Source organism: Clostridioides sp. ZZV14-6150, from assembly GCF_020657875.1.
In the GTDB taxonomy this organism is placed as follows: Bacteria; Bacillota; Clostridia; order Peptostreptococcales; family Peptostreptococcaceae; genus Clostridioides.
The window spans coordinates 378,451-405,086 of record NZ_JAGWDA010000002.1 but is presented as its reverse complement, the minus strand read 5'-3'; the positions used below and the strand labels follow the sequence as shown (position 1 = coordinate 405,086).

23 protein-coding genes are annotated in these 26,636 nt (G+C 27.1%); 15 read left to right on the top strand and 8 right to left on the bottom strand.

Going from position 1 to position 26,636, the window contains the following annotated elements; genetic code table 11:
- Positions 1–9: 9 nt before the first annotated feature.
- Both KGF41_RS04340 and KGF41_RS04335 read right to left on the bottom strand, forming a co-directional pair.
- A complete protein-coding gene (locus KGF41_RS04340) occupies positions 10–972 on the bottom strand; it encodes an L-lactate dehydrogenase (protein WP_413906968.1) in 963 nt (320 codons plus the stop codon).
- Between the two features lie 100 nt (positions 973–1,072).
- Positions 1,073–2,041: an L-lactate dehydrogenase gene (locus KGF41_RS04335; protein WP_227856386.1), complete on the bottom strand. Its 969-nt coding sequence runs from the start codon at positions 2,039–2,041 to the stop codon at positions 1,073–1,075.
- Between the two features lie 359 nt (positions 2,042–2,400).
- Here KGF41_RS04335 and KGF41_RS04330 point away from each other — a divergent pair, with 359 nt between their 5' ends.
- The 6 genes from KGF41_RS04330 to KGF41_RS04305 all read left to right on the top strand — a co-directional run bounded on the left by KGF41_RS04330 (position 2,401) and on the right by KGF41_RS04305 (position 8,256).
- The gene (locus KGF41_RS04330) at positions 2,401–3,600 is read left to right on the top strand and encodes a DHHA1 domain-containing protein (protein WP_227829528.1); all 1,200 of its coding nucleotides are present in this window, start codon (positions 2,401–2,403) and stop codon (positions 3,598–3,600) included.
- A gap of 55 nt (positions 3,601–3,655) precedes the next feature.
- Complete coding sequence (locus tag KGF41_RS04325; RefSeq protein WP_227829527.1) at positions 3,656–4,156, top strand: GNAT family N-acetyltransferase; 501 nt, start codon at positions 3,656–3,658, stop codon at positions 4,154–4,156.
- A 141-nt stretch (positions 4,157–4,297) separates the two neighbouring features.
- Positions 4,298–4,612, top strand: a complete 315-nt coding sequence (locus KGF41_RS04320; RefSeq protein ID WP_227829526.1) for a hypothetical protein — start codon at positions 4,298–4,300, stop codon at positions 4,610–4,612.
- 163 nt (positions 4,613–4,775) lie between these two features.
- Positions 4,776–5,741, top strand: a complete 966-nt coding sequence (locus KGF41_RS04315; RefSeq protein WP_227829525.1) for a VanZ family protein — start codon at positions 4,776–4,778, stop codon at positions 5,739–5,741.
- A gap of 112 nt (positions 5,742–5,853) precedes the next feature.
- Positions 5,854–6,642, top strand: a complete 789-nt coding sequence (locus KGF41_RS04310; protein ID WP_227841572.1) for a putative ABC transporter permease — start codon at positions 5,854–5,856, stop codon at positions 6,640–6,642.
- Positions 6,643–6,936: 294 nt separating this feature from the next.
- Positions 6,937–8,256 carry an aminotransferase class III-fold pyridoxal phosphate-dependent enzyme gene (locus KGF41_RS04305; RefSeq protein ID WP_227856385.1) on the top strand — a complete coding sequence of 440 codons (1,320 nt, stop codon included), beginning with the start codon at positions 6,937–6,939 and terminating at the stop codon, positions 8,254–8,256.
- A 72-nt stretch (positions 8,257–8,328) separates the two neighbouring features.
- On the opposite strand, the gene KGF41_RS04300 is transcribed toward KGF41_RS04305, so the two are convergent.
- The 6 genes from KGF41_RS04300 to KGF41_RS04275 all read right to left on the bottom strand — a co-directional run bounded on the left by KGF41_RS04300 (position 8,329) and on the right by KGF41_RS04275 (position 14,245).
- Positions 8,329–8,763, bottom strand: a complete 435-nt coding sequence (locus KGF41_RS04300; RefSeq protein ID WP_227840642.1) for a hypothetical protein — start codon at positions 8,761–8,763, stop codon at positions 8,329–8,331.
- Between the two features lie 89 nt (positions 8,764–8,852).
- Positions 8,853–10,229: a [FeFe] hydrogenase H-cluster radical SAM maturase HydG gene (gene hydG, locus KGF41_RS04295; protein ID WP_227856384.1), complete on the bottom strand. Its 1,377-nt coding sequence runs from the start codon at positions 10,227–10,229 to the stop codon at positions 8,853–8,855.
- Positions 10,230–11,315: a [FeFe] hydrogenase H-cluster radical SAM maturase HydE gene (hydE, locus tag KGF41_RS04290; RefSeq protein WP_227829520.1), complete on the bottom strand. Its 1,086-nt coding sequence runs from the start codon at positions 11,313–11,315 to the stop codon at positions 10,230–10,232.
- A gap of 35 nt (positions 11,316–11,350) precedes the next feature.
- On the bottom strand, positions 11,351–12,559 hold the full coding sequence (gene hydF / locus KGF41_RS04285; RefSeq protein WP_227856383.1) for a [FeFe] hydrogenase H-cluster maturation GTPase HydF: 1,209 nt from the start codon (positions 12,557–12,559) through the stop codon (positions 11,351–11,353).
- 14 nt (positions 12,560–12,573) lie between these two features.
- Positions 12,574–12,825 (bottom strand): TM1266 family iron-only hydrogenase system putative regulator, encoded by a 252-nt coding sequence (locus KGF41_RS04280; protein ID WP_227434807.1) that lies wholly within the window; start codon positions 12,823–12,825, stop codon positions 12,574–12,576.
- Between the two features lie 379 nt (positions 12,826–13,204).
- Positions 13,205–14,245, bottom strand: a complete 1,041-nt coding sequence (locus KGF41_RS04275) for a M42 family metallopeptidase (protein ID WP_227829518.1) — start codon at positions 14,243–14,245, stop codon at positions 13,205–13,207.
- 484 nt (positions 14,246–14,729) lie between these two features.
- On the opposite strand from KGF41_RS04275, the gene KGF41_RS04270 reads away from it, so the two are divergent.
- The 9 genes from KGF41_RS04270 to KGF41_RS04230 all read left to right on the top strand — a co-directional run bounded on the left by KGF41_RS04270 (position 14,730) and on the right by KGF41_RS04230 (position 26,526).
- The gene (locus KGF41_RS04270) at positions 14,730–15,890 is read left to right on the top strand and encodes a DUF819 domain-containing protein (RefSeq protein ID WP_227829517.1); all 1,161 of its coding nucleotides are present in this window, start codon (positions 14,730–14,732) and stop codon (positions 15,888–15,890) included.
- A 342-nt stretch (positions 15,891–16,232) separates the two neighbouring features.
- Positions 16,233–16,394: a hypothetical protein gene (locus tag KGF41_RS04265; protein WP_227434804.1), complete on the top strand. Its 162-nt coding sequence runs from the start codon at positions 16,233–16,235 to the stop codon at positions 16,392–16,394.
- Between the two features lie 192 nt (positions 16,395–16,586).
- On the top strand, positions 16,587–17,216 hold the full coding sequence (locus tag KGF41_RS04260; RefSeq protein ID WP_227829516.1) for an endonuclease/exonuclease/phosphatase family protein: 630 nt from the start codon (positions 16,587–16,589) through the stop codon (positions 17,214–17,216).
- A 237-nt stretch (positions 17,217–17,453) separates the two neighbouring features.
- Positions 17,454–18,713: a VanW family protein gene (locus KGF41_RS04255; RefSeq protein ID WP_227829515.1), complete on the top strand. Its 1,260-nt coding sequence runs from the start codon at positions 17,454–17,456 to the stop codon at positions 18,711–18,713.
- Positions 18,714–18,896: 183 nt separating this feature from the next.
- Complete coding sequence (locus tag KGF41_RS04250; RefSeq protein WP_227829565.1) at positions 18,897–19,874, top strand: protein kinase domain-containing protein; 978 nt, start codon at positions 18,897–18,899, stop codon at positions 19,872–19,874.
- Between the two features lie 251 nt (positions 19,875–20,125).
- A complete protein-coding gene (locus KGF41_RS04245) occupies positions 20,126–21,193 on the top strand; it encodes an RNA ligase RtcB family protein (protein ID WP_227841575.1) in 1,068 nt (355 codons plus the stop codon).
- Between the two features lie 512 nt (positions 21,194–21,705).
- A complete protein-coding gene (locus KGF41_RS04240; protein WP_227856382.1) occupies positions 21,706–23,622 on the top strand; it encodes an endonuclease MutS2 in 1,917 nt (638 codons plus the stop codon).
- 149 nt (positions 23,623–23,771) lie between these two features.
- Positions 23,772–24,521, top strand: coding sequence for an ABC transporter ATP-binding protein (locus tag KGF41_RS04235; protein WP_227856381.1), 750 nt, complete (start codon positions 23,772–23,774; stop codon positions 24,519–24,521).
- 25 nt (positions 24,522–24,546) lie between these two features.
- A complete protein-coding gene (locus KGF41_RS04230; RefSeq protein ID WP_227856380.1) occupies positions 24,547–26,526 on the top strand; it encodes an ABC transporter permease in 1,980 nt (659 codons plus the stop codon).
- The last annotated feature ends 110 nt before the right edge of the window (positions 26,527–26,636 follow it).

The window sequence follows — 26,636 nt, the reverse complement described above, 5'->3', positions numbered from 1 at the left end:
GATATTAATCTAAATATCCTTAGCAATTTGAATGTATTCTTTTAAAATAGTACATGATTTATTGAATTTTTTTTGTTCATCATCAGTTAAATTAATTTCTACTATAGACTCAACTCCATTTATGCCAATTATAGCAGGCACACCAGCAAATACATCTTTTTGTCCATATTGTCCATTTAATAGGGTAGAAACAGGAAGGATTTTTCTTTCATTATGAAAAATTGCCTTTACTATTTCTGTTAAAGCAGTACCAATACCAAATTCAGTAGAACCTTTGCCATAAAGTACATCCCAACCAGCTCTTGCTATTTTTTCAGTTAATTCATCTAAGTTTAATTTTCCATAAGTGCTAGGATTTTCTTTCATAATATCAAACAATGGCTTACCACCAATTGAAACATGAGACCAAGGAACCATCTGAGAATCTCCATGTTCACCCATAGAGTAAGCTTGTATTGATTGTTGAGGAAGATTTGTTTCCTCAGATAAAAGTCTTCTAAGTCTCGAAGAATCAAGTGCAGTGCCTGTGCCTAAAACTTTATTTTTAGAAAATCCAGAAACTTTCCAAATATAATCAGTAATTATATCTACTGGATTTGAAATTACAATAAATATACCATCAAATCCAGACTCGACAATAGGTTTTACAATTGTTTTTACAACGTTGATTGTAGACTCAAGTGTATCTAATCTAGTCTGATTTTTTTCAGGTAATGGACCCGCACTTATTACTATAATATCAGAATCTTTACAATCATCAAGATTTCCACTTTTTATTTTTGTAGCATGTTTAAGATAAGAAACTGCATCTGATAAATCTAAAGCTTGAGCCTTAGCTTTACTTTCATCTATATCAATCATTAGTAACTCATCACAAACTCCTTGAGTTACTAAACTAAATCCACAATGTGAACCAACATGACCAGTTCCTATTATTGATACTTTTCTTGGTTTTATTGACAAATTTAACATCTCCTTACATTTTGTTTTATGTATACATATGAGAATGCTCTATAATAATTATAGAGCATCTAAATAAGTTAATTAAAGAATAAATAGCATAGATTTAAAACTAAATAGTCTTTGAAAGTGCAATATGGTCTCTTAAAACAGAACAAGATTTACTAAATCCAGCTTGCTCATCATTAGTTAAATTGATTTCAACAATTCCCTCAATCCCATTTTTACCTATAATACAAGGAACACCTGCAAATACATTTTCTTCATTGTATTGACCTTCTAATAATGTAGAAACTGGTAAAATCTTTTTCTCATTATGTAGTATAGCTTTTACAATTTCTACTAAAGCAGTTCCTATTCCAAACTCTGTGCAATCTTTGCCATTTATTATACCTATACCTGTTTTCTTGTTTTTTTCAACTATTGATGGTAAGTCTAATTTGCCATAAGTATCTGGATTATCCTTTATCATATCTAAAATTGGTTTGCCACCAATTGAAACATGAGACCAAGGAACTATTTGAGAATCTCCATGTTCACCCATTGAGTAGGCCTGTATTGATTGTTGAGCGATTCCAGTCTCTTCAGATAAAAGTCTTCTAAGTCTTGTTGAGTCTAAAGCTGTTCCAGTTCCAATAACTCTGTTTTTAGGAAAACCAGACTTTTCCCAGATATAATTTGTAACTACATCAACTGGATTAGAAATAACGATAAATATACCATCAAATCCAGAATCAATTATAGGTTTTACTATAGATTTTATCATCCCAATAGTTGGTTTTAGTAAGTCTAACCTAGTTGTGTTTTGTCTGCGTAAAGGACCTTCTGAAGAATCTGCAACACTTATCACTACTATATCAGAATCCTTACAATCATTAAAAGTTCCTTTTTCTATATGTACTTTATGTGGAAGATAGGAAACCGCATCAGCTAAATCTAAAGCTTGAGCCTTTGCCTTAGCTTCATCAATATCAATCATAAAGAGCTCATCACAAACTCCTTGAGTTATCAAACTAAATCCACAGTGTGAACCAACATGACCTGAACCTACAATAGATATTTTTCTTGGTTTTATTGGCATTTTAAATCACTCCCCCTACAAAATAAAACGATATATTTATAATACAATGCTATATGTTATTAAGTATGTTTTTTATAGATTGCAATATTCTATCATTTCAGAAAATTTATTTAATATGATTTTATACTAAAGTTTTTAAAAAAGCAATGTTAATATACTTTATATTATTGAATATTTAAAATAATATATAATTATAAATTTGTTAACATTAATATCTATATGTTAAAATATAGTAGAAGATTACTATTAAAAAATAGGTTAAGCTATATCTGGTGTAATTACTTTAAACTTAACCTAAAATATGTGCATATTTAAACAATAAGGCAGTTTAGAATAAAGGAAATGGAGATAAAATCATAATGGAAAAGTTATACTATACGAATCAGTATATAAGAGATTTCACGGCAGAAATAATTGAGATAAGAGAAATAGAAAATAAGTTTCATGTTTTGCTGGATAAAACAGCGTTTTTCCCTGGTGGAGGAGGACAATTTGGAGACTTAGGAAAAATAGATGATTATGAAGTAATAAGTGTATATGAAGAAGATAAAAAAGTGTATCATATATTAGATAAAAAACCAATAAAAATACATAAGGTAAAGTGTAGTATTGATTGGGATAGAAGAGAAGATGGTATGCATCAACATTTTGGACAACATGTACTCTCAGGGTGTTTTTTTAAGACTTTTAATGCAAATACAACCGGTTTTCATTTAGGAAATGAGTACAGTACAGTAGATATAGATGGTAACTTAGATGAAGAAAAAATTAGAGAGATAGAGTTGCTTGCTAATGAAATTATTCGTCAAAATATACAAGTAGAAACATTACTTCCAACTAAAAGAGAATTAAAAAAAATTTGGGTAAGACGTGCTTTACCAAACACAAATGAAGAAATAAGGGTAGTAAAAATAGGTGACTTAGATACAAATGCATGTTGTGGAGTACACCCAAAATCAACAAGTGAGCTTAGAATGATAAAAATAAAGAAGTGGGAGAAGCATAAATCTAGTACAAGAATAGAGTTTTTAGCTGGGAAAAGAGCTGTAGATGAAGTATTAAAAAGGGATGTATACTTAACCAAAATCTGTAGATATTTAAGTTGTAGTGAAGAAGATGCTATAAATGGAATTGTAAATTTAAATGAGAAAGTGGAAGATTCTCTAAGTAAAAAAAGAAAACTTGAAGAAATAGTAGCTAAGTATCAAGTTAAAGAAATGGTAGAAAATGCAAATAAGATTGGAAATGTTTCAGTTGTTAAAAAAATTTATGATGAAGAAGATTTAAAATATGTAAATAAAATTGCAAATAAAATTACAGAAGATGAAAATAATATTGCATTATTAGCTGTTAGATTTGAAGAAAAAATAAACTTGATTTTTGCATGTTCTAAAAATTTGAAAGCTGTCAATATGGGAAGTTTATTGAAGGATGCAATAAGTCTTATAGATGGTAAAGGTGGAGGAAGTCAGGTTTTAGCTCAAGGTGGAGGAAAAAATAATGGTAACTTAGAATCTACCTTCGATTATGCATTTATGAAACTAGAAAAAATTTTATAATGTATTATTACAAAAAGATTAATGTAATACATAAAATAGATATGGGGGAATAAGTATGGAACAACAAAAAGACTATATAGAATTATATGAAAATGAAGAGCTGATAGAGATAAGAGAAGCCCGTTTAGAGGATTTGGATATAATAGCGAAATTTAATTATAATTTAGCCAAAGAAACAGAAGGAAAAGAACTTGACATGGATGTTTTAACTAAAGGTGTAAGGGCATTGTTATTAGATGAAAGAAAAGGAAAATATTATGTATATACAGTATTTGATAAGGTTGTCGCACAGATTATGTATACATATGAGTGGAGTGATTGGAGAAATGGAAACTTTCTTTGGATTCAGAGTGTATATGTAGAGAAAGAGTATAGAAGAAAGAGCATCTTTAATTATTTATTTAATCATATAAAAAATATGTGTGATAGAGATGAAAATATTGTTGGCATGAGATTATATGTAGAAAAAGAAAACATAAATGCAAAAGCAACGTATGAGTCTTTAAATATGTATGAATGTGATTATAATATGTATGAATATGAAGTAATAAACTAGTAATGTAAATATAAAAATTAATAAGCCAGTAATATAAACTTATACTATTATTATATTAAGATTATAAGTTTATCCTGAGTATATTGAGAATTGTATGAAATAAACCAGATATTATAATTAAATTTATTAGGGGGTATAAGTATGGGCGTTTTAAAAGTCATGTTTTATGTATTTTTGTTTTTAGATTTAGTGTCAATATTCTGTTTCTTTTTTAATAAAGGAAAGATAGCATCTAATACAATTGTATTTAATGCAATAGGGGTATATACATTTGTACTTTGTTTCATGCATTTTAGTTCTTATCCAAGTAATAATATTCTTGGTAAATTTATTGCATCTCTCTTTTTTATACTTGGAATTGCAGGCGTTATGCTTAAAGAAAAAAATTTTTTATATGCTAGATTACTTTTAACTTTGGTTATTGTTTGTTCTACACTTAAATTGTTTGTTATTTAATAAAATGTATTTATAAGGAAATTTATGAAGGTCTATATTTTAAAGTATAGACCTTTTTTAATGTGTTTTAATTTAACACTTAAGGAAAATTTAAGAAAATTTTAAAGGCATCTTAAATACTTGTTGGTACTATTAAAATATTAAAAGAGAGAAGGTGTTATTATTGAAAAAGGAAATATGTGGAACTTCAGAAAAATTATTATTGTCAATTATATACACAATATTTTTGGTATATGTTTTAATAACTATAAGGATAATTTTATTTAAAGATGTACCAATTTACGCTATTTTCAAGGGGGGATTTAGGTCTGTCAATTTAATTCCCTTTTATACAGTATGGCAATTTATAACAGACAGTAACATTAGTCTTATAAGAGCTATTGCAAATATCATAGGTAATGTAGGTATATTTATTCCGATGGGAATTTTTCTTCCTATAGTATTAAAAAAATTAGATAAAAGAAATATAATTATAATAATTTCTCTTATTAGTTTAGGATTTGAATTAATACAATACATTTTGGCTATTGGAAGCAGTGACATAGATGATGTGATTCTAAATTCATTAGGTGGGATACTTGGTATTATTATTTATACAAAGGTGACCAAATTATTTCCTAATAACATTAAAAAATTCCAAGCCATAATAAGTACAAGCATAATTTTGGGAGTGATAGGATTGGGTGTCATTGTTACAAACTACCAAAGCTTGTTAACTTTTAAACTCAAGCCAGATAAACAAGTTTCAAGAATATTAGTTGAAGAAAATAAGGAAATAGTTAAAGATATAGATAAAAATGAGGCAGATATAATTGGTTCATTTGAAAGTTTTAAAAATGGTGTGTTAACTATTAAGACAGCTTGTAATAATAATATAAAGTGTCCAGAAAATTTAATGGATAAGGATGGTTATATAAAAGTTTATCTGAGTAAAAATACAAAATTAATATCTTTTGTAATTACTGAAGAAGAGAACAAAGATATAATTAGATATGAAGAATTTGATGTTAAAAATTTACCTCTATTAAAGAAAACTGATACATTTGAGATTTGGATTGATAAAGATAATCAACCAAAAGATGAACATGGAATCACAGCTTCTAGATTATTAATTGGATTAGATGAATAGAATATCCAATAAAAAAAGAATAACAAAAGTAAAAAACGAAAAAACTATTTCTATAATTATTTTTACATTATGCACAAAAATATATCAACTGTTGAAGGAGTAGAGATAAATTATGGAGATAATAAAATATATTTTGTATTTTTTTATATATTCATTTCTAGGATGGGTAGTAGAAAGTGCAGGATGTTCTATAGCAAGCAAAAGGATAATCAATAGAGGGTTTTTAAATGGTCCAATATGTCCTGTTTATGGTTTTGGAGCAGTACTTGTGATATCAATACTAGGAAGATTTGACAATATAATTATTTTATTTTTGATAGGAATGATTTTGACTACAATTCTAGAATATTTTACAGGATTTATTTTAGAAACATTATTTCATGCTAAATGGTGGGATTATTCTGACCAAAAATTTAATATAAAGGGAAGAGTCTGTTTAAAAAATGCAATATATTTTGGTATAATGTCTGTTGTAATAATAAAATTTATACATCCCTATATAGAATATATTGTAAGTACTATTCCGTATAATATATTAATTTCAATAGTGGTAATTACGACTTTATGGACAATTGTGGATTTAATTGTTACTATCATATCACTTAAAAAATTAGATATGAAGCTCAATTTATTAGATGAAATAATTACAGACCTAAATGATATAAATATGAAATTAGATAAGTTTGATAGAAGAGAGATACAAGCTTTATTTAAAACAATAAATAGTGAAGAATTAGAAGCTAGAGAAAAATTAAATAAAATAAACAGTAAATTAGACCGTATAGAATCTAATATTATCTTACAAAAAAGAATTATCAAGGCTTTTCCAGATATAAAACATAAAAAACAACAAGAACAATTACAATACTTTAAAGAAATCATTAATGATAATAAAAGATGATAATATGATTTAATTAAAAATAAACAGAAAAATAGTATTTATAAGATAATTTACAAAGAACTCTATTGTAATAGAATAGAGTTCTTTATTTTTTGGAGAAATAGAGTTGATTTGCTGAAAACAAAATATATTATCTCTGAATAACAAATATTTTGAAAATTATAAAAACATATATTGACAATTTGTGTCAAAAATACTAACATTAGTATATAAAGAATTTTATATAAAAATATCTTTACAAATTGCAATAATTCTAAAAATATAAATTTACTTAAAGAGGGGAATGATTTGCCAATGAGCGAGATAACTAGTCAAATGATAAGTACAGAAGAAAAAAAATATGTTGCTAAAACTCAAAAAATACCTTATTATCCAGTAGCATTTAAATCAGGTGAAGGTGCGATGTTATATGATTATGAAGGTAATGAGTATGTAGACTTTTTAGCAAGTGCAGGCTCTGCAAATGTAGGTCATGGAAATAAGGAAATCTCACAAGCAGTTAAAGAACAAATGGATGATATCACACAATATACACTTGCATATTTCCATAGTGATCCTCCTGTAAAATTAGCTGAAAAGCTTGTGGAAATAGCCCCTGGAGATAATGATAAGAAAGTATTATACAGCGCAACAGGCTCTGCTTGCATAGATGCTGCTATAAAATTAGCAAGAGGATATACTGGAAGAACAAAAATAATATCTATGTGTGAGTCATATCATGGAAGTACTTATGGAGCTATATCTATATCTGCATTAAGTACAAATATGAGAAGAAAAATGGGTCCATTATTACCAGAAGTTTATCACTTCCATTATCCAGATAAAAATAGAACTGCTAAAGAATGTTTAGATGAAATGGAATATGCTTTTGCACACTACTTACCAGTAGAAGAAGTAGCTGCAATATTTATAGAACCAATTGCAGGAGATGCAGGGATAATAGTGCCTCCAGTAGAATGGATTCAAGGATTAAGTAAAATATGTAAAGGAAATGGAATACTACTTATAAGTGATGAAATACAACAAGGTATGGGAAGAACAGGTAAATGGTTTGGTATAGAAAATTTTGGTATTGAAGCAGACCTTATAGTTCTTGGAAAATCTGTTGGTGGAGGATTACCTCTAGGAGCAGTTGTTGGAAGAACAGAAATAATGCAAAGTCTTGATGCACCAGCACATCTATTTACTTTAGCTGGAAATACAACAGTATGTGTAGCTGCTTTAAAATCTATAGAAATAATTGAAAGAGAAAACTTACTTCAAAAGAGTATAGAAATGGGAGATTATATTAAAGCAGGATTTGAAAAACTAAAAGAAAAATACGATATAATTGGAGAAATAAGAGGCTTAGGTTTATCTATAGGAGTTGATATAGTTAAAGGAAAAGGTTCTACTGAAAAATATCCAGATGCTACAGCTAAGATATGCTATAGATGTATACAAACTGGATTGATAATGATATTCTTAGGACAATCTACTTTAAGAGTACAACCACCTCTAGTAATAACTAAGGAGCAAGTAGATAAAGCAATGAGTATTATAGATTCTGCAATAGATGATTATTTAAATGGTAGAATTGGTGACGAAGTTTATGAAGTAACTCAAGGTTGGTAAAATAGATATTAAATAAAAAAGAGTTATCTCAATTTTAGAAAGTAATTTCTGAAATGAGATAACTCTTTTAAGTTACCCACAAGTAAGAAGATTAGTCGATTCATTAAAGGTTATGTTTTGGGTATTACTTTTGTGAGTATCAGAAACAGTATTACGAGAGTAGTTACCCTTACTCGAACTATCTGTCAATTTTGTTATAATCAAAATTGCTAAAAGAATAAAAATTACTGTGTATAAAGCAATAACATATGGTTTTCTTTTATATTTGTATTTGTTATTAAAAAAAGAATGCCCATAATTATCTCTATTGACCTTATGTTTGTTTATATTTGTATTCTTTTTTTTGTTATTTTTCTTTTTATCATCCTTTTTTCTATTTTTAGGGTAAGGAATGACTTTGTGTGTATCATCAAGTTTGACATTTTTATTTTTTTGAATATTGTTTTCTAGGCTAGCTTTTTTTTCTCCAAATTGAATAGTTTTATTGGTATTGTTGTTATCTTTCAATGTTAATCTCCCTCCCTTAAACTTTCCCTTTAGATAATATTACTACTAACCTATAGAATATACAATAATAATATACAATGAATAAAATTTTATAAGTATAAATCTCTTTCCCCACGTTCTAAGGCAGTCATATTGTTAGATACAATGTTTCTTATGTCTTCTCTTTCTATCTTAGCTATTTCTTCAGTAATAAGTTTTTTACCCATAACTTTAAGTTCTTCATCACCATAATCAATTAAAAATTCATTTAATGTAGTAAGTGCATTTGGTGTGCAGACGTTGTGAATTTGACGACTCTTAGCTAAACTCATAAATCTATCCCCAGTTCTACCTTTTCGATAACAGGCTGTACAGTAACTAGGTATATATCCATCAGTAATTAGTTCCTTAAGTACTTCTACAGGGCTTCTGTGGTCTCCAACCTCGAATTGATCTGTATTGTCACCATCCTCATATGCTTTATATCCACCAACACCTGTTAGAGAACCTGCACTAACTTGTGATACACCATATTTTAATAATTCATTTCTCATTTCGGCAGTTTCTCTAGTAGACATTATAATTCCAGTAAAAGGAACTGCTAATCTAGTTATAGCTACAATTTTTTTAAACATATCATCAGAAACTAAATGAGGGAAGTTTTCTAAGTTCATACCTTCAGCTTTTTTTAATCTAGGAAAAGATATAGTGTGGAATCCTACACCAAATTTTTCTTCCAGATGTTCATTATGCATCATAAGGCCTAAAACTTCAAATTTAGGATCAGCTAAACCAAATAAAACTCCAGCACCAACATCATCAACTCCAGCTGCCATAGCTCTATCAAAAGCTGTTAAATGGTAGTAGTAGTCATTTTTTATAGATTGACCATGCATCTTTATAAATGTTGGTTTATGGTATGTTTCTTGGAATAGTATATAAGTTCCTATTCCTTTTTCTTTTAATAGTTTATATTCATCTACACTAGTAGCTGCTATGTTAACGTTTACCCTTCTTATATTTCCATTTTCATTATATGTTGAATAAATTGCATCTAAGCAGTCTAATATATAGTTTATATCACAATTTTTAGGGTCTTCACCAGCTTCTAAAGCAAGTCTTTTATGACCCATTTTTTCCAGTATTTTAACTTCTTCTCTTACTTCGTCCATAGTAAGTTTTTTTCTTTTAAATTTATTACATGTATTGAAACCACAGTAAACACATTCATTTACACAGTAGTTTGATACATAGAGAGGGGCAAATAAAACTACTCTATTACCATATATTTCATTTTTTATTTGCCCAGCTATACTAAACAATCTATCAAGTTGTTTTTTATCTTCTACTTCAAGAAGTGTAGCTATATCTTTATAGCTAAGTTTTTCTCTTCTATCAGCCTTATCAAGCACTTTCTCAATATCATCAGAAGTTGAATTTTTTGCATCCTCTAATAAAGAATTAATAAGTTCATGTTTTATGAACATTTACAAACGCCTCCATTCAATATTATCACCACGAGAGTAGTCAACTTTAAGTCCTAGCGACTTGATATTTTCCTCTAAACTCTGGTGATATTCACAAGCTTCTTGACCAGTAAATGCTTTGTTATCATAAAGAGAATATTGTTTTCTAAATTCTTGAGGAGAAAGGTTTGGCATAATTACATTACAACCAGCTAAAAGGCCTGCATTTCTACCACTAGGGTTTATAGATGCAAGAGCTGTTGTAGCAGGTAATAAGACTTTTGGAAGTAGAAGTCTTGTAATTGAAAGCATAAGTAGTGTTTTTTCTAAATCACCATGTTTATAATCTTTAAAGATTGTATCATGATGTGGGATAAAAGGTCCTATACCAACCATATGAGGATTTAACTCTTTTAGGTATAATAAGTCACGAACAAGGTCCTCATTGCTTTGGAATGGTGACTCAACCATAAATCCAGCACCTACTTGATAACCAATTTCCTTGAGGTTTTTAAGGCATTCTTTTCTAGTTCTAAGTTCAATGTTTGGCGGATGTAATTTTTTGTAATGGCTGTCTGTAGCAGTTTCATGTCTTAAAAGATATCTGTCTGCACCACTTAAAAAGTATTTTTTATAGGAGTCATAGCTTTTTTCTCCTAATGATAATGTTATAGCGCAATCCTCATATTTATTTTTTATACTTGAAACAATCTCACATATCTTATCATCAGTAAAATATGTGTCTTCACCACCTTGTAAAACAAAAGTTCTGTATCCTATCTTATAACCTATATCACAACATTCAAGTATTTCATCCGTTGAAAGTCGATATCTTGTAATATTTTTGTTAGAAGATTGTATACCACAGTAGTAACAATTGTTTTTGCAGTAGTTTGTAAGTTCTATAAGCCCTCTTAAGTAGACTCTATTTCCATAGTATTTATTTCTCATATCGCTAGCTTGCTTGTAAAGATAGTTTCTCAAATTTTGTTCAAAGTTATATTCTTCATTGTCGATATTCTCTATTAAGTATAGTAGTTCATCAAAGCTTAGTGAATTAATGCTGTAAAGTTTATCTATAAAGTATTTAATCTTATTTTTAGTCATATCTAAATATGTATTTATTAAATATAGTTAAATTTTTAGTAATTGAAAAGTTCAAGTGATCTTTCTAAAATACCTTTTGTATATGCTATTAAAATACCATAGTTTACGATAGGTACATTGAAAGATTTTGCCTTTTCTATTCTAGATAACATTCCAGCTCTATTCATCATACAAGCTCCACAATGAACTACAAGTGCATATTTAGTTATATCTTCAGTGAAGGATACTCCAGAACTAAATTCAAAAGTAATATTTTTACCAGTTTTCTTTCTAATCATATTAGGGATTTTAACTGTTCCAATATCATCAGTTTGTCTATGATGAGTACAACCTTCAGCCATCAAGACCTTGTCACCATCTTTTAAATTTTCTAAAGCATAGGCACCATCAATTAATTCTTTAAGGTCTCCTTTTTGTCTAGCGAACAATATAGAAAAAGATGTAAGAGGAATATCTTTTGGAGTATCTTTATCCACTTGTGGAAATACTTGAGAGTCAGTAATAACAAGCTTAGGTTTTTTACTTAAATTAGATAGAGTTTCTTTTAAGTTATCTTCTTTTGTAACTATAGAAATTGCTCCAGTATCCAAAATATCTCTTATAACTTGCTGTTGAGGAAGTATAAGCCTACCTTTTGGAGCTGCCTTATCTATTGGAACGACTAAGACAACTAAATCATTTGGATCAATTAAATCTGATACCAATTTAAACTCATTGCTATCTTTAGGCAAAACCTTTATTATTTCATTTTTTAAATCTTCAATTCCAATTTTATCTGTTGATGAGACAGAAACAACTGGACATTTAACTTTATTTTTAGTTAAGCTTAAAATTTCAGATTGATTTTTAATTGTATCAATCTTGTTAAGTACTAAAATATGAGGTATATTTTTATCATTAAACTTTTCAATTAGTGATAAATCTTCTTTTGACACACCAATTTGGCAATCCACTACTAGTAAAGCTATGTCTGTCTTTTCTAAAATATCTAATGATTTGCTTATTCTAAGCTCACCAAGCTCACCAACATCGTCAAGACCAGCAGTATCTATAAGAACACAAGGTCCTATAGGAAGGATTTCCATTGGTCTAAATACTGGGTCTGTAGTAGTTCCAGCAATATCTGATACTATTGCAGCACTTTGATTTGTTATAGCGTTTATTACGCTAGATTTACCTGCATTTCTTTTGCCAAAGAGACCTATATGTACTCTTATTGATTGTGGAGTAGAATTTAGACTCATTTGTACTCACCACCTTAAATTTCTTTTTTTGATATACTAGTTTTTACAGATACATGAGGTATATTTCCCAATTTACCAGTCAAACTATTGATAATATCCATTTCGCCAACAACTGCTATACATACAATTGAGACACCCTCTTCTTCACAAGGAATTCCCATTCTACCTTTAATAATGCCTTTAAAAGTCGATACTACTTCATTAAATTTAAGCTGACATTCTTTTGGTTCTTCCAAAATAGCACTTATAACCGCAACCTTTTTCATAAATATCCTCCTAACTCAGAAAATATGTTCTTAAACAAATCCAAAATCAAAAAACTTTTCTTTTTAAAGAAAAGTTTCTACAAAAGAAAAGTTATTAATTACACAATTATAATGTGCTATATTAAACTATTTCCTTACAGATTAGATAACTCTTTTCTGGTAGGGTTAGCTTGTAAAATTTATTTTAACAACAATTAACTAAAGAAAATTTTTATACAATTTGTGTGAATCATATAAAAATTAACTAAAGAAAATTGAAGTTACTTATATAATAGTAGTAAATCGAAATTAAGTCTATAGAAAAACCAATTTTTGTATAAAAATAAAAATAAAAATTGGTTATTTACAAAGAAATGACTTTAATAAAATATATAGTTAATTATTTTTTTAGCATATAATTTATAAGAAGTTTTAGAGTATTTTCAATTGCTTCTATATGAGTTCTTTCGTAGTGGTGGCTATTATTTGTTCCAGGGCCAACACAAGCTATTTGAACATCTTCTCCCCAACGAATAGCCTCTGAAGCATCTGAACCATAAAAAGTAAATACATCGACAGCATAATCTAAATTATTATCTTCTGCAACATCTACAAGTTTATTTCTTAAATTAAAATCATATAGAGATAAGTTATCTTTTGCAACTATAGTCACACCATGTTCACTAGATGTTTGACTTGGCCCAGTAGGTGCTATGTCTATTGCTACAAATTCTCTAGTTTTTTCAGGTAAAGCTTTAGAGACACCATGTCCAATTTCCTCATAATTACTTATATAGAAGTTAGTAGTATGTTTAGGTGTTAAGTTGTTTTCCTTAAAGTATCTAGCTATTTCAAGAACCATTGCTACAGCTGCTTTGTTATCTATATATCTAGATTTTATAAAACCAGATTCTGTAGCTTCAAAACGATGGTCTAGACATACAAAATCTCCAACACTTATTCCTAAATCCAAAACATCCTGTTTATTAAATACTTTTTCATCAAGTCTAATAATCATTGTTTCTTCATTTCTTTCAGATGCAGCTTTTGTCTGTCCATATATATGAGTAGAAGCGTATTTAAACACAATACTTCCTCTGATTTTTTTACCTTTTCTAGTTATAACAGTACAATTTTCACCCTCTATAGCGGCCCAACAACCACCACCAACTTTATGGTATTTAAGAGTACCATCTGGTGATATTTCTTTTACCATAGCACCAAGTGTATCCATATGTGCAGATATTGTTATTTGATTTGAATCATCTTCACCAGGAAGAGTAGCTATAAGTGCACCTTTTTTTGTAAGAGTAGTATTAAGACCTAAAGTTTCAAAATCCTTTTTGCTTTCTAAAACTGCATTTTCAGTATATCCAGCTGGACTTGGTATATCAAGATACTTCTTCATTAAATTTATAGTATTAGTTAAATTTAAGTTCATATTATTTCCTCCTAAAAAATATATATTCATACAAATTATAACATAAATACGAATGTTCTGAAAACTGTATTTGAAAGAAAAATTTCTAAATCTATTAAAAAAATAATATATAAGGTAAAATTAATTTATATTATATAGGTTTAAGTTAAAAATAGTTTTATTGTATAAATAATAAAAATAAATAAAAAACAAATAAACAAATAAAAACAAATAAATGAGATATTTAGTTTAATTCTCTTTACAAATAAAGATTTTAGTAATAAAATAATTGTTGAAAAAGATTTTAAATTCAGATTATTCGTTTTTAAAGTAATTAATCTGTAAACCTTTATTAATATATGTAAATAGTTGGTTATATATGTATTTAATTAGCTAAATATATATATAAAAGTTTATTTTAATTATTTGGATTATTCTGAGAAAAATTTTTATTAGGAATTATAAAAAATCTGAATCACTTAGGAAAAGAGAGGATGTATATAATGTGATTGAAAACGGATTCGTATTTTGTAGTTTTTTAGTTGTATTTGTAGGTGGCATTTTTTACATGGTTGATAAATTAAAATGGAAGATATTTGATGTTATTAATCCAATGCTTTTAATTTATTTAGGGTCTGCTATACTTGCATCATTTGGTTTATTTGCACAAAATGAAGAAGTTGGTATATATCAGAATATAATAACAGTAAATTTTCTACCATTAATGTTAGTATTCTTATTAATTCAATGTGATTTAAGAAAAATATTAAAAATGGGACCTAAAATGTTATTATCATTTTTCTGCGCTACATTGACATTTATGCTTGGATTTATCATAGCTTTTATAATTTTTAAAGGTTCAATGGGTGCAGATTCGTGGAAAGTTCTTGGTGCAGCATCTGGGTCATGGATAGGTGGTTCATCAAATATGATTGCAGCAGCTAATGCTCTAGGTGTTGCAGAAGAAGGGCTTAGCTATGCAATACTTATGGGTTCTATAGGATATACAGTATGGATGTCTGTTTGTCTAATGTCTGTAAAATTTGGCCCTAAATTCAACAAATGGACAAAATGTGATACAAGTTTTATAGATGAGGTTACAGCAAAGCTTGAGAAAGAAAATAAAGATAATACAGCACCTACATTTGTGGAACTTATGACTTTATTGTCTGTTGGATTTGGAGTTGCAGCATTTGCACAGATTGTATCTAAGATACTTCCAACTTCAGGTATACTTAATGAGACTATGTGGGTAGTGCTTGTTGCATCTACAGTATCAATACTGTTAGGTATGACTAAGATATCAAAACTTAAAGGAAGTACATTAGTGGGAAATGTATTTATGTACTTGCTTCTTGCAGCAACAGGAAGTAAAGCAAATTTCTTTGGACTATCAGAGGCTCCTGTTTACATAATGTTTGGATTAGTAGTAGTTCTTGTACATGCTATTTCATTTATAGGACTTGCAAAACTATTTAAATTAGACTTATTTACTTGTGAGGTAGGAAGTATAGCTAATATAGGTGGTGTAACTACAGCACCAATGATTGCTGGGGTTCATAATCCGGTATTAATTCCAGTAGGTGTACTTATGGGGCTTTTAGGAAATGTTATAGGAACTTATTGTGCTCTTATAGTGACTCAAATATTACATATGTTAGCTTAATGAAACTATAGTATAAAGCTAAATAATTCATATCAGAAAAGTTATTTCAATTTAAGTGTACACTTTTATCGAAATAACTTTTTTTATTTGACAAAATAAGTTATTTCAAAAAGCTATTTTGACATATTTAGTGAATAATATTGTAAAATTTACCAATAGTGATATATATTTAATTTTTATATTGAATCGAACGTTTGTATGATGTATAATAAGCATATAGAACGAATGTTTGCAGAACGGATGTTTTTTGAAATTATTTTAATAATTTATGAATATATATCACAATACATAAATATATTTAAATATAAAGATAAAAAGAATTTAAAGGAGTGTTGATAACTTATGATAATTCCATCAAGAAAAATACAAGATATAACATTAACAAATTTAAAAAATGGTGAAGTGACTTTAATTGAATTAGATGAAATATATAAAAAGATGGGATTTTTATTTGTTGTAAGTGAAGGCAAATTGAAAAAAATAAAAAAGGAGAATCATCATTAAAAATGCATAAAATTATAAATACTATAAAATTTTGTAAAACCTAACTTATGTAGAATATAAATACTTAAGTTAGGTTTTTTGTGATAAAATCTGTGATTACTTGACTTTTAGAAAGCAGTACAGTGTTTTATAGACTAAAAAATAAATGAGTTTAAATCTCAAGGGCATAATACTGCATAAGAGGTGATATTAATGAAAATAGTAACCTACAATATTCATAAAGGTATGGATTCAAATAATAAATTGACATTACCTAAAATGGGAATGTATTTAAAACAATTAAATTGTGATGTGGTTTGTTTGCAGGAAGTACTATACCCTCAATTTTTAGCTTTAAAGGCTGTTTTAAATATGGATGGTGTATTTGCCACAAATGTAAAAAAGGTAAATATGATATATGGAATTTGTACATTTACAAAATTAAAAATATTAAACAATAATCATTTTTTTTTAACTAGTAAAAAAGAACAGCGAGGAGCACTTTGTATAACTGTAGATGATTATGGAGGAATTATAAATATTATAAACACACACTTAGGTTTAGATAGAGAAGAGAGGACAAAGCAACTAGATGAAATAATAGACTACAGAAATAGATTAGTAGGGGCTGTTGTTTTATGTGGTGATTTCAATGAAAAAAATATCTCTTTAGATATGTTTAATGATATGGCTGTTTGTTTAAATAAATCTCACTTAGCAACCTTTGAAAAGTCAAATTCTAGGATAGATTATATTTTTGCTGATAGAAAAACTAAACTAAAAGGATATATAGTAGAAAAGATTTATTTATCAGACCATTATCCAGTAATAGGATATATTTAATTTTTAATGTAGATTAATCAATATTCGTAAACAAGGGGTAAATTTTTTATTAAGGTATAATTAAAAAGTGTCAAAAAGAAATCTAATTATAAGACATAAATTTACAATAAAGTTACATTTGCTTAAATGCCTTGTTTAAAAAAAGCTATTCAAATATAATCTAAAGTAGTTTTGAAAGGGAAACTTTAATAAGCAAAATTAAGATAAATTAAGTTAGTGTTAAAATGAGGTGAATTTATGAGCAGAAGTACAACAAGGGTTTCAAAATTAGGAAAAGAAAAAAAACGAACTTTCATAATAGTATTAGCAGTTTTAGCTGTAGCAATAGGTGTGTCTACTTATTTTTTTAACAACAAATTTCTATATAATGGGAAAATAGCTAAAAATGTATATATAGAAGATATAAATGTATCTGATATGACCAAAGAAGAAGCATTAAAAGCTATAACAGATAAGTATACTCCAGAAGACCTGAATCTTACTTATGATGGAAAAGATTATAAAATATCTCCAAATGATATTGATTTAAAATATAACACAGAAGAAGTTGTAAAAAATGCTTATGAGAGTACAAAAAAAGGTTCTTACTTTCAAAACTTAAAGAAGTATATCGATATAAGAATAAATAAGCTAGCCCTAAAAATAGAATCTGGATATGATGAGGCAAAACTTAGTGCTCAAGTATCTTCAGTAGCTGATAGTATCAATGTTAAAATGAAAAATGCTTCAATTAGTGTTGGAAGTGGTGGATTAAATTACACAGAGTCTGTTGTAGGTAGAGAATTTGACTTGGCATCAAATAAAGAATCTATATACAACATGATAAAAAATAAAGAGTACAAGTCTTTAGAACTAAAAGTAAATCTTCAAAAACCAGATATAACGACAGAACAAGTAAAATCTGTGAATTCTGTTATAGGCCAATATTCAACAACATATTCTCAATCTGTATCAGGTAGAGCATATAATGTGGCATTGTCAGCAAGAAAAACTAGTGATGTTTTACTAATGCCAGGTGAAGAATTTTCATATAATAAACTTACAGGGCCTAGCAATAAAGCTAATGGTTACAAAGATGCACCAGTTATAGTTTATGGGAAATTAGAGCAATCAGCAGGTGGAGGTGTTTGTCAAACATCTTCAACAGTTTATAATGCAGCTCTCCTTTCAGGTATGGAAATAACACAAGTTACAAATCACTCATCTGCATCTACTTATGTGCCAAGAGGTAGAGATGCTACAGTAAGTGATGGAGGATTAAATTTAAAATTTAAAAATCCATATAACCATCCCGTATATATTAAAAATTATGCAGGTGGAGGAAGTGTATCATCTATAGTATATGGCAATTCTGGTGACAAACCAAATATATCTATAGAAGTAAAAAACACTGGAAAAGATAAATATTCTACATATAGAGTGTATAAAGACTCAAGTGGGAAAGTCATAAAAAGAGAACATATATCAAATAGTTCTTATAAAGAATTGAAAAAATAGATTATTTTTTAGATTAATATTGAATTGATACAAAAAACAAGAGAGTTGAGAACTCTCTTGTTTTTTGTATAAGAGTAGACTTATTAATTGTCGTTTTGATATTAGAATCATTAATATATAGAAAATATTCCTATATATTGGTATAATTATAAATAGATTTAGTTATATAAAATGTATGAGGAGGTGACAGGGTTGAATTTTATAGGCAATAGGTATGAGGTAGTAAATTCTGATGACGTTTTAGAAATTAACAAAATCTATAAGGCTAGGGATGTTTTTTACAGAAAAAATGTGTTGATAAAAGTTATAAAACACAATAACTATATTTGTGAAGATTTTGTATCAAATTTAATTGATGAAAGTACTGCTTTAGATGAAATAAACTCTCCTTATATACTAAAAATAATTGATGTTGGGATTCATTGTACAGAAGAAACAACATTGTATTATATTGTAAGCGAAGACTTTGATGGTATTGGCCTAGATGAATTAATTCTAGGTAATTATCTTCATCTAGAAGCAATTATAAATATAATGATACAAGTTTTAAAGGCTTTAGAAATGATACATAGAAATTATTCATATCATGGCAGTTTAAAATCAAGTAGTATAATGGTGAATACAGAATATAATATTAAAATTTGTGATTTTGGAATTACAAGAGCAAATAATGGGGTTAATACAAGAAGCTATGGAAATAGAAAGTATTTATGCCCACATCAACTATGTATAAACTATACTGATAGAGAGAGTGATTTTTTCGCAACAGGTCTTATTTTGTTTGAGTCTATATTTAAGAAATTACCTTTTGGAGAAGCAAATTCAGAAGAAAAGATGTTACAATTGATTGATAAAGGACTAGACTGGAATAGTATAAGAGCAATTAATGGAAATATAGAACTTATAAATGTTATAAAAAGGCTGCTTGGTAGAAATAATAAGTATACTAGAGCTAATGATATTATTGTTGACCTTAGCAAGGTAATGTATGAAAAAGCATATATAGAGGTTGAAGATAAAGTAGAAGAAGAACCAAAAAAAATTGTTCAGGTCAAAAAAGAAGATAAAAGTAAAGTGAGAAGAAAATTACATAAAAAAATTGTTGTTGCTGGTTTAGCAATAGTTATGATTTCAATGATTATTATAGGTTCTATAATATAAAAATTATATATTGTACATTTTAAAATAAATGTCTATAAATAATATACATATAGATTAAAATTTTAGTATTGTTTTAATTATGAGAGGAAGTGGTTATTATGTTAGCAAAAAATGATGAGGTATTAAACGTTTAAGAGTATTTTAACAAATAGCCACCTGCTTTTGTAGTTTAAAAATAAAAAAGCTGTGGCTAAAAGTCACAGCTTTTTGCTACTTTTTAAAGGCAGGAGTATATTAAAAAGGAGCAAAGTATGAGTGAAATAAAAGTAATAGCAAATAACAAGTGTTGGATTGAAGATATAGCAAAGAGACAACTTGAAGATATTTCAAAATTAAATGGAATTTTAAGAATAGTAGGATTGCCTGATTTACATGCAGGTAAAATACCTGTGGGTCTAGCAGTTGAAACTGAAGGTATTATCTATCCACATATAATTGGAAATGATATAGGTTGTGGAATGACTTTATTTAAAACTGGAATCTCCAAAAAGAAATTTAAAAAAGATAGATGGATTAAACGTCTTTCTGAAATTAAAGATTTATCTGATATAAAAATAATGAATCCACATGAAGAGGAATGTCCAATATCAAATTTGGGAACTATTGGAAGTGGAAATCATTTTATAGAATTTCAATGTGTAAATGAAATTCACAATAAAGAAAAATTTGAGCAATTAAGATTTTCATCTGATGACATAATGATGTTAGTTCATTGTGGGTCAAGAAATTATGGAGAAACTATACTTAAAAAGTTCTACAACAAAAATGGTATTGAAGTTGGAAGTGAAAAAGAAAGAGATTATATGATAAATCATGATAAAGCTTTAATCTGGTCAGAGCGCAATCGTGAAATTGTTAGCAAAAAAATTATGCAATCAATAGGTATATCTGGAAATATTGAAAAAATATTATCTATAAATCATAATTTTATAGAAAAAAGAGAAGATAAATTCATACATAGAAAAGGTGCTGTTTCAAGTGAAAGAGGAGCTGTAATTATACCTGGTTCAAGAGGAAGTCTATCATATATAGTTATGCCTACTGAAAATACAGAACAGTCTTTATATTCTCTATCACATGGAGCTGGTAGAAAATGGTCTCGTTCAATTTGTAAATCTCGTCTTAAAAACAAGTATAATAAAGACACTATAAAACAAACTAAATTTAAAAGCTATATTCTATGTAATGATATAAATTTATTATTTCAAGAAGCTCCAGAAGCATATAAAAATATAGAACAAATTATTGAAAGTTTGATAGAATATAAACTTATTCAAGTAGTGGCAACTATGAAACCACTAATTACTTATAAAGGGTAATTTTAAAAATTAAAAATATATTAAATTAAAAATAGCTGATTTTGTTAAAGCATATAAGAATGTTTTGATACTATCAGCTGTTTTTTATATTTTTTTAGGTATGATAATTTAAAGAGATGAACTCTATGATGTGTAATCTTTATAAAATTAGACTCTATAAGAAATTATGGATATAAATGAAAGAATAAGCATTATTTTTGTTTTAATAGTGAGCATTATAGGGTTTTTTATTATGTTAAAAGATAAATAAATTTATTTATATTGACACTAGGATATAATTTATGAAATAATGTTAAAGTGACTAAAATAGTTAATTGAAAATAGAAAAGGAGCAGTGTTTTATGAAAAAAAATACTAACATTAGTGAGTCCGGGGTTAGACTTCTTAATAAATAAGGAGTTTAATGCATAATAATTCCTTATTTATTAAGTCGATTACAAATAATTATTATAAAAGTAAGTGGAATAGTTATTTAAAATTCATGACTTATAAATAAAGGAGAAAGTAAAATAATGAATAGTAATACAATTGAAAGACTACAATTAAATGAAGTTAAAGAATTAATAAAAATACATTGTGTAAGTTCACTTGGAAGAAATCTAATAGACAAATTAACTCCTAGTGGAAATATTGAAGTAGTAAGAAGAAAATTAAAAGAAAATAAAGAAGCTAGAAAAATAATTGAAAACAGTAATCATATACCACTTGAAGGATTGTTTAATGCAGGTTCTACAATAGATAAAATTGAAAAAGGAATGATAATAGAACCTATTGAACTTGTAAATATAGAGGATTTTTTAAGAGGTTGTAGGAAGATGAAAGCTTTTATGTTAGACAAAGAATTTTATTCGCCTACATTAAGTTCTTATGCTTTAAATATAACAGAATGTAAAAACATAGAGGAAGAGATAAACTACTGCATAAAATCAAACAAAGTTGATTCTAATGCAAGTAAAGAATTAAAAAAGGTAAGAAGAAATATAGAAATTACAGAAGGAAAAATAAAAGATAGATTAAATAAGTTTATAACATCAAGTATAAACAAAAAGTATATACAAGAGTTTATAATAAGTAAAAGAAATGATAGATATGTAATACCGATTAAATCTTCTTATAAAAATGAAGTTGATGGTACTATATTAGATACTTCATCAAAAGGAAATACTGTATTCGTTGAACCAATAAGTGTGTCAAATTTAAGTACAGAATTGACTATGTTAAAAGCCGATGAGACTATTGAAGAATACAAGATATTATCTTATTTAACAGAGCTTATATTTGATAAAATAGTTCAGATAAAGTTAAATATAGAAATACTTTCTGAATATGATATGGTATTTGCAAAAGCTAAATATAGCCAAAAAATAAATGGTATTACTCCAAAAATAAACAACAATGGATATATAAAAATAATCAAAGGTAAGCACCCACTTTTAACAGGAGATGTAGTACCTTTAGATTTTGAAATAGGTAAAAATTATAGAAGTCTTGTAATAACAGGACCTAATGCAGGTGGAAAAACTGTAACTCTTAAGACTGTTGGTCTATTAACTTTGATGGTTCAATGTGGACTTGATATTTCTGCTAAAGAAGACAGTGAACTAAGTGTATTTGAAAAAGTATTTGTAGATATAGGAGATAATCAAAGTATTGAAAATGCTCTAAGTACTTTTTCATCACACATAAAAAATATTGCAGAAATTATGAACTCATCAAATAATTCTACACTTGTTTTATTTGATGAGATAGGTAGTGGAACTGAACCTAATGAAGGAGCAGGACTAGCAATATCATTACTAGAAGAGTTTTATAGTATGGGATGTATAACAATAGCATCAACTCATTATGGTGAGATAAAAAAGTTTGCTAACTTGCATCCAGAATTTGAAAATGCAGGTATGATGTTTGATAAAGAAACTTTAGAACCATTATATAAGTTAACAATAGGAAAATCTGAGGATAGTAATGCTCTTTTTATTTCTAAAAAAATGGGAATAAAAAATAAGGTATTAAGTAGAGCTAAAGAATATATAACTGATAGAAACTACAATTTAGATTTAGTTAAGAGAAGTAAATTACAATCCAATACTGAAAATAAAGATAATATTGAATTTATTTCCCATTATACAGAGTATGATACAGGTGATAAAGTAAAATTATTGGATGAAAATGACTTTGGAGTTGTGTATAAACCTAGAGATAAGTTTAATAATGTAGAAGTATTATTTAAAGACAATTTTGTATTAGTAAATATAAAAAGATTAGAACTTAGTATAAAAGCAGAAGAGTTATATCCTGAAGGATATGATTTAAATTCATTGTTTACTAGTTTTAAAGATAGAAAATTGGAAAAAGACATTCAGAGAGGTTCAAAAAAAGCTCTTAAACAGATTCAAAAAGAAATTAGAGAAAATAGAAAACAAATATAAAAACACAAATGACTATTTAAAATGTAAATAATTATTTTACAAAACATGAGTAATAAATGCGATTATTTTTGCGTATTTTACTCATGTTTTTTTTGTGTAAAAATTTATACTTTAAACATAGATGAAATAATATTAAAGGAGGTATAAATATGGATGTTCTATTATCTGTAAAAGATGTAACAAAGATTTATAGTAAAAATAAAAAGCCAAGTTTGAATCATGTTTCATTTGAGGTGAATTGTGGTGAATTTGTTGGAATTATGGGGGCGTCAGGTTCTGGAAAAACAACTTTACTAAACGTATTATCTACAATAGATAGTGTAAGTAGTGGTGAGATAGTAATTAATGGTGTAAATTTAAAAGAATTAAATAATAACTCTACTGCAGATTTTATAAAGGATAATATTGGATTTATATTTCAAGAATACTTTTTGATTGACAGTTTGAATGTTTTTGAAAATATAGCTGTACCACTTACTTTAAAACATATGCAACCAAGTGAAATTGAAGATTCTATCAAGTTATTGACAAAACGCTTTGGAATAGATTCAATTTTGTATAAGTATCCAAATGAGTTATCTGGTGGTCAATGTCAAAGGGTTGCTGCAGCAAGAGCGATTATAAAAAAACCATCTATAATACTTGCAGATGAACCAACTGGAGCACTTGACTCAGTATCAGCAAATGAGTTACTAAAAACACTAAGTGATGTAAATCGAGAATTAAAAACTACTATATTGATGGTAACGCATGATGCTTATGTAGCTAGTTTTTGTAATAGAATTTTGATTTTTAGAGATGGTCAAATTATAGAGGAACTTCAAAAAAATGAAAAAAATCATAAAGATTTCTTTGAAGCTATAGTTAGTAAGACCACTAAACTAGAAGAAATATATTAATATACATTAAAAGGAGGTAATAAAAATGAATATATATAGCATTGCTAAAAAGAATCTTAAGAAAAACTTTTCGTTTTATTCATTGTATTTGTTTTCTGTAGCTTTTATACTCATGATATTTTTTAGTTTTGTATCTTTTTCTATGAATGATATTATAATGAATAAAATTTCATCTGATGGAAGAGTCGAAACTATGACAAAAACTATTTCAATTTTTATAATTTCATTTGTATTGTTCTATATGCTTTACTCAAATAGATTTTTTATAAGACGTAGAATGAGAGAACTTGGCATATACACCTTGATGGGATATAGAAAATCAAATATATTAAAATTAGTTATGATAGAAAATGTATTTATTTGTATGATTGCTTTTATTATAGGTATTTTAACTGGCTCATTATTACATAAGTTTATTATATATATAATAGTGTATTCATTAAATTTAAATATAGATAGTTCAAAGATACCCTTTTTTAATAAAAATGCTATTATTTCTAGTCTATCATTTTTAATTGTTATATTACTTGTACTATATTTTTCAAATTGGAAATTGATTCGAAGAAATTCTCTTCTTAATTTAGTAAAAATAGAGCAAAATGAAGAAAAACAGATTAGAATAAGACCTTTGATAGCTTTTATAGGTATTTTTATGCTTGTATTAGGATATGTACTAGCTTTTGATATGACTAGAGGAAAGGATTCTGTTTGGTATAGTATTGGATTTTCTCCAATTGCTATATTGACCTTACTTTGCGTAGTTGTTGGAACTATTTTTTTTATAAATTCATTTTTACCTTATATTATTAGAATATTAAAGACTAAAAAAAATCATTTTTATAGAGAAATACAGATTATTACAATTCCTAAGTTTATTTACTCCATACGTTCTAATGCAAAAACATTAATTTTATTAACTTTACTGTCAGCAGGAACATTATGTATATTTGCGTCTACTGTTTTATCAATTTATTATCCTGTAGTAGCAGTTTCTCGTATAGTACCTTCTGCTATCGAATTTAAGGTAGAAGAAAAAATTAATGTTGATAAAATTATTAATGCTGTAAGAGATTATGAACTAGTAGAAAATTTTAAATACAATGAAACAAATATTATAAAGGTAAATTCTTCATCAAAGAATTTACCGATTGAGTATTCTATTGGCAAAGATAAAGGAAGAATCTCTGGATTTGATTGTATATCAGAGTCTGATTATATAGAATTAATTAAACAACAAGGGAAAAAACTTGATTTTAAACCTCTAGATTATAATGAAAGTATATTAGTAAAATATAGACCAAGTAAAAAAAATGTGGACAAAGGGAAAATCCTTAATTTAGATTTATATTCAGATAAAAAAGTAGATGTAGTTATAAAAGATACTACATTGAATAATCCAATTAGTTTCTCTAATAGTATTGGGACATTAATAGTGTCAGATAAATTATACAATGAAATATCTAGATATAATAATCTATTAAGAAATTCTATTATAAGTATTGATGGAAAAGGTATGAGAGATAATAAAGAAATTTATGAAAAACTTAAAAATTTATTAAAGGATAATCCATATTTTATAAGTGCTTATCAAAGAAAATTTGAAATTGTGCATGAGAGTAGTTCGACTTTTTTATTGATTAGCTTTCTTTCTGTTATATTTTTTATTGCTACAGGAAGTATGTTGTATTTTCACAGTATTTCTAATGCCATTTATGATAGAAACAGTTTTAATATATTGAGTAAAATAGGATATAGTCAAAAAAATATAAAGAAAATAATTAAGAATCAGATTTTAGTGTTTTTTTCTATACCATATATATTAGGGATGTTACATAGTATCTTTGGATTAATTGCTTACAAGTCTGCTTTAATAGATAATATATTAGGAAGTAATACACCTGTAATAATTCCAATAGTATTTGCAATTGTAATATTTACACTCGTATATGTAGGATATTATGTCTTGACGAAGTATTCTTGTTATAAAATAGTACTTAAAAAATAGTATTAAAAATTTTATAAAATATTTGGAAAATAGAAGATAAGCATCGTATGTATAAATTAATTTACAAGTTATGTAATGTTATCATATAATTAATTATCAGAAAGGAGTTA

Bases quoted from the DNA above. Each gene is read 5' to 3' on its own strand.
- KGF41_RS04235 (WP_227856381.1), top strand. From the start codon at position 23,772: ATGGATGTTCTATTATCTGTAAAAGATGTAACAAAGATTTATAGTAAA.
- KGF41_RS04230 (WP_227856380.1), top strand. From the start codon at position 24,547: ATGAATATATATAGCATTGCTAAAAAGAATCTTAAGAAAAACTTTTCG.
- hydG (WP_227856384.1), bottom strand. From the start codon at position 10,229: ATGTTCATAAAACATGAACTTATTAATTCTTTATTAGAGGATGCAAAA.
- KGF41_RS04335 (WP_227856386.1), bottom strand. From the start codon at position 2,041: ATGCCAATAAAACCAAGAAAAATATCTATTGTAGGTTCAGGTCATGTT.
- KGF41_RS04260 (WP_227829516.1), top strand. From the start codon at position 16,587: ATGAAAATAGTAACCTACAATATTCATAAAGGTATGGATTCAAATAAT.
- hydF (WP_227856383.1), bottom strand. From the start codon at position 12,559: ATGAGTCTAAATTCTACTCCACAATCAATAAGAGTACATATAGGTCTC.
- KGF41_RS04310 (WP_227841572.1), top strand. From the start codon at position 5,854: ATGGAGATAATAAAATATATTTTGTATTTTTTTATATATTCATTTCTA.
- KGF41_RS04330 (WP_227829528.1), top strand. From the start codon at position 2,401: ATGGAAAAGTTATACTATACGAATCAGTATATAAGAGATTTCACGGCA.
- KGF41_RS04280 (WP_227434807.1), bottom strand. From the start codon at position 12,825: ATGAAAAAGGTTGCGGTTATAAGTGCTATTTTGGAAGAACCAAAAGAA.
- KGF41_RS04305 (WP_227856385.1), top strand. From the start codon at position 6,937: ATGAGCGAGATAACTAGTCAAATGATAAGTACAGAAGAAAAAAAATAT.
- hydE (WP_227829520.1), bottom strand. From the start codon at position 11,315: ATGACTAAAAATAAGATTAAATACTTTATAGATAAACTTTACAGCATT.
- KGF41_RS04240 (WP_227856382.1), top strand. From the start codon at position 21,706: ATGAATAGTAATACAATTGAAAGACTACAATTAAATGAAGTTAAAGAA.
- KGF41_RS04340 (WP_413906968.1), bottom strand. From the start codon at position 972: ATGTTAAATTTGTCAATAAAACCAAGAAAAGTATCAATAATAGGAACT.
- KGF41_RS04255 (WP_227829515.1), top strand. From the start codon at position 17,454: ATGAGCAGAAGTACAACAAGGGTTTCAAAATTAGGAAAAGAAAAAAAA.
- KGF41_RS04275 (WP_227829518.1), bottom strand. From the start codon at position 14,245: ATGAACTTAAATTTAACTAATACTATAAATTTAATGAAGAAGTATCTT.
- KGF41_RS04265 (WP_227434804.1), top strand. From the start codon at position 16,233: ATGATAATTCCATCAAGAAAAATACAAGATATAACATTAACAAATTTA.
- KGF41_RS04325 (WP_227829527.1), top strand. From the start codon at position 3,656: ATGGAACAACAAAAAGACTATATAGAATTATATGAAAATGAAGAGCTG.
- KGF41_RS04245 (WP_227841575.1), top strand. From the start codon at position 20,126: ATGAGTGAAATAAAAGTAATAGCAAATAACAAGTGTTGGATTGAAGAT.
- KGF41_RS04320 (WP_227829526.1), top strand. From the start codon at position 4,298: ATGGGCGTTTTAAAAGTCATGTTTTATGTATTTTTGTTTTTAGATTTA.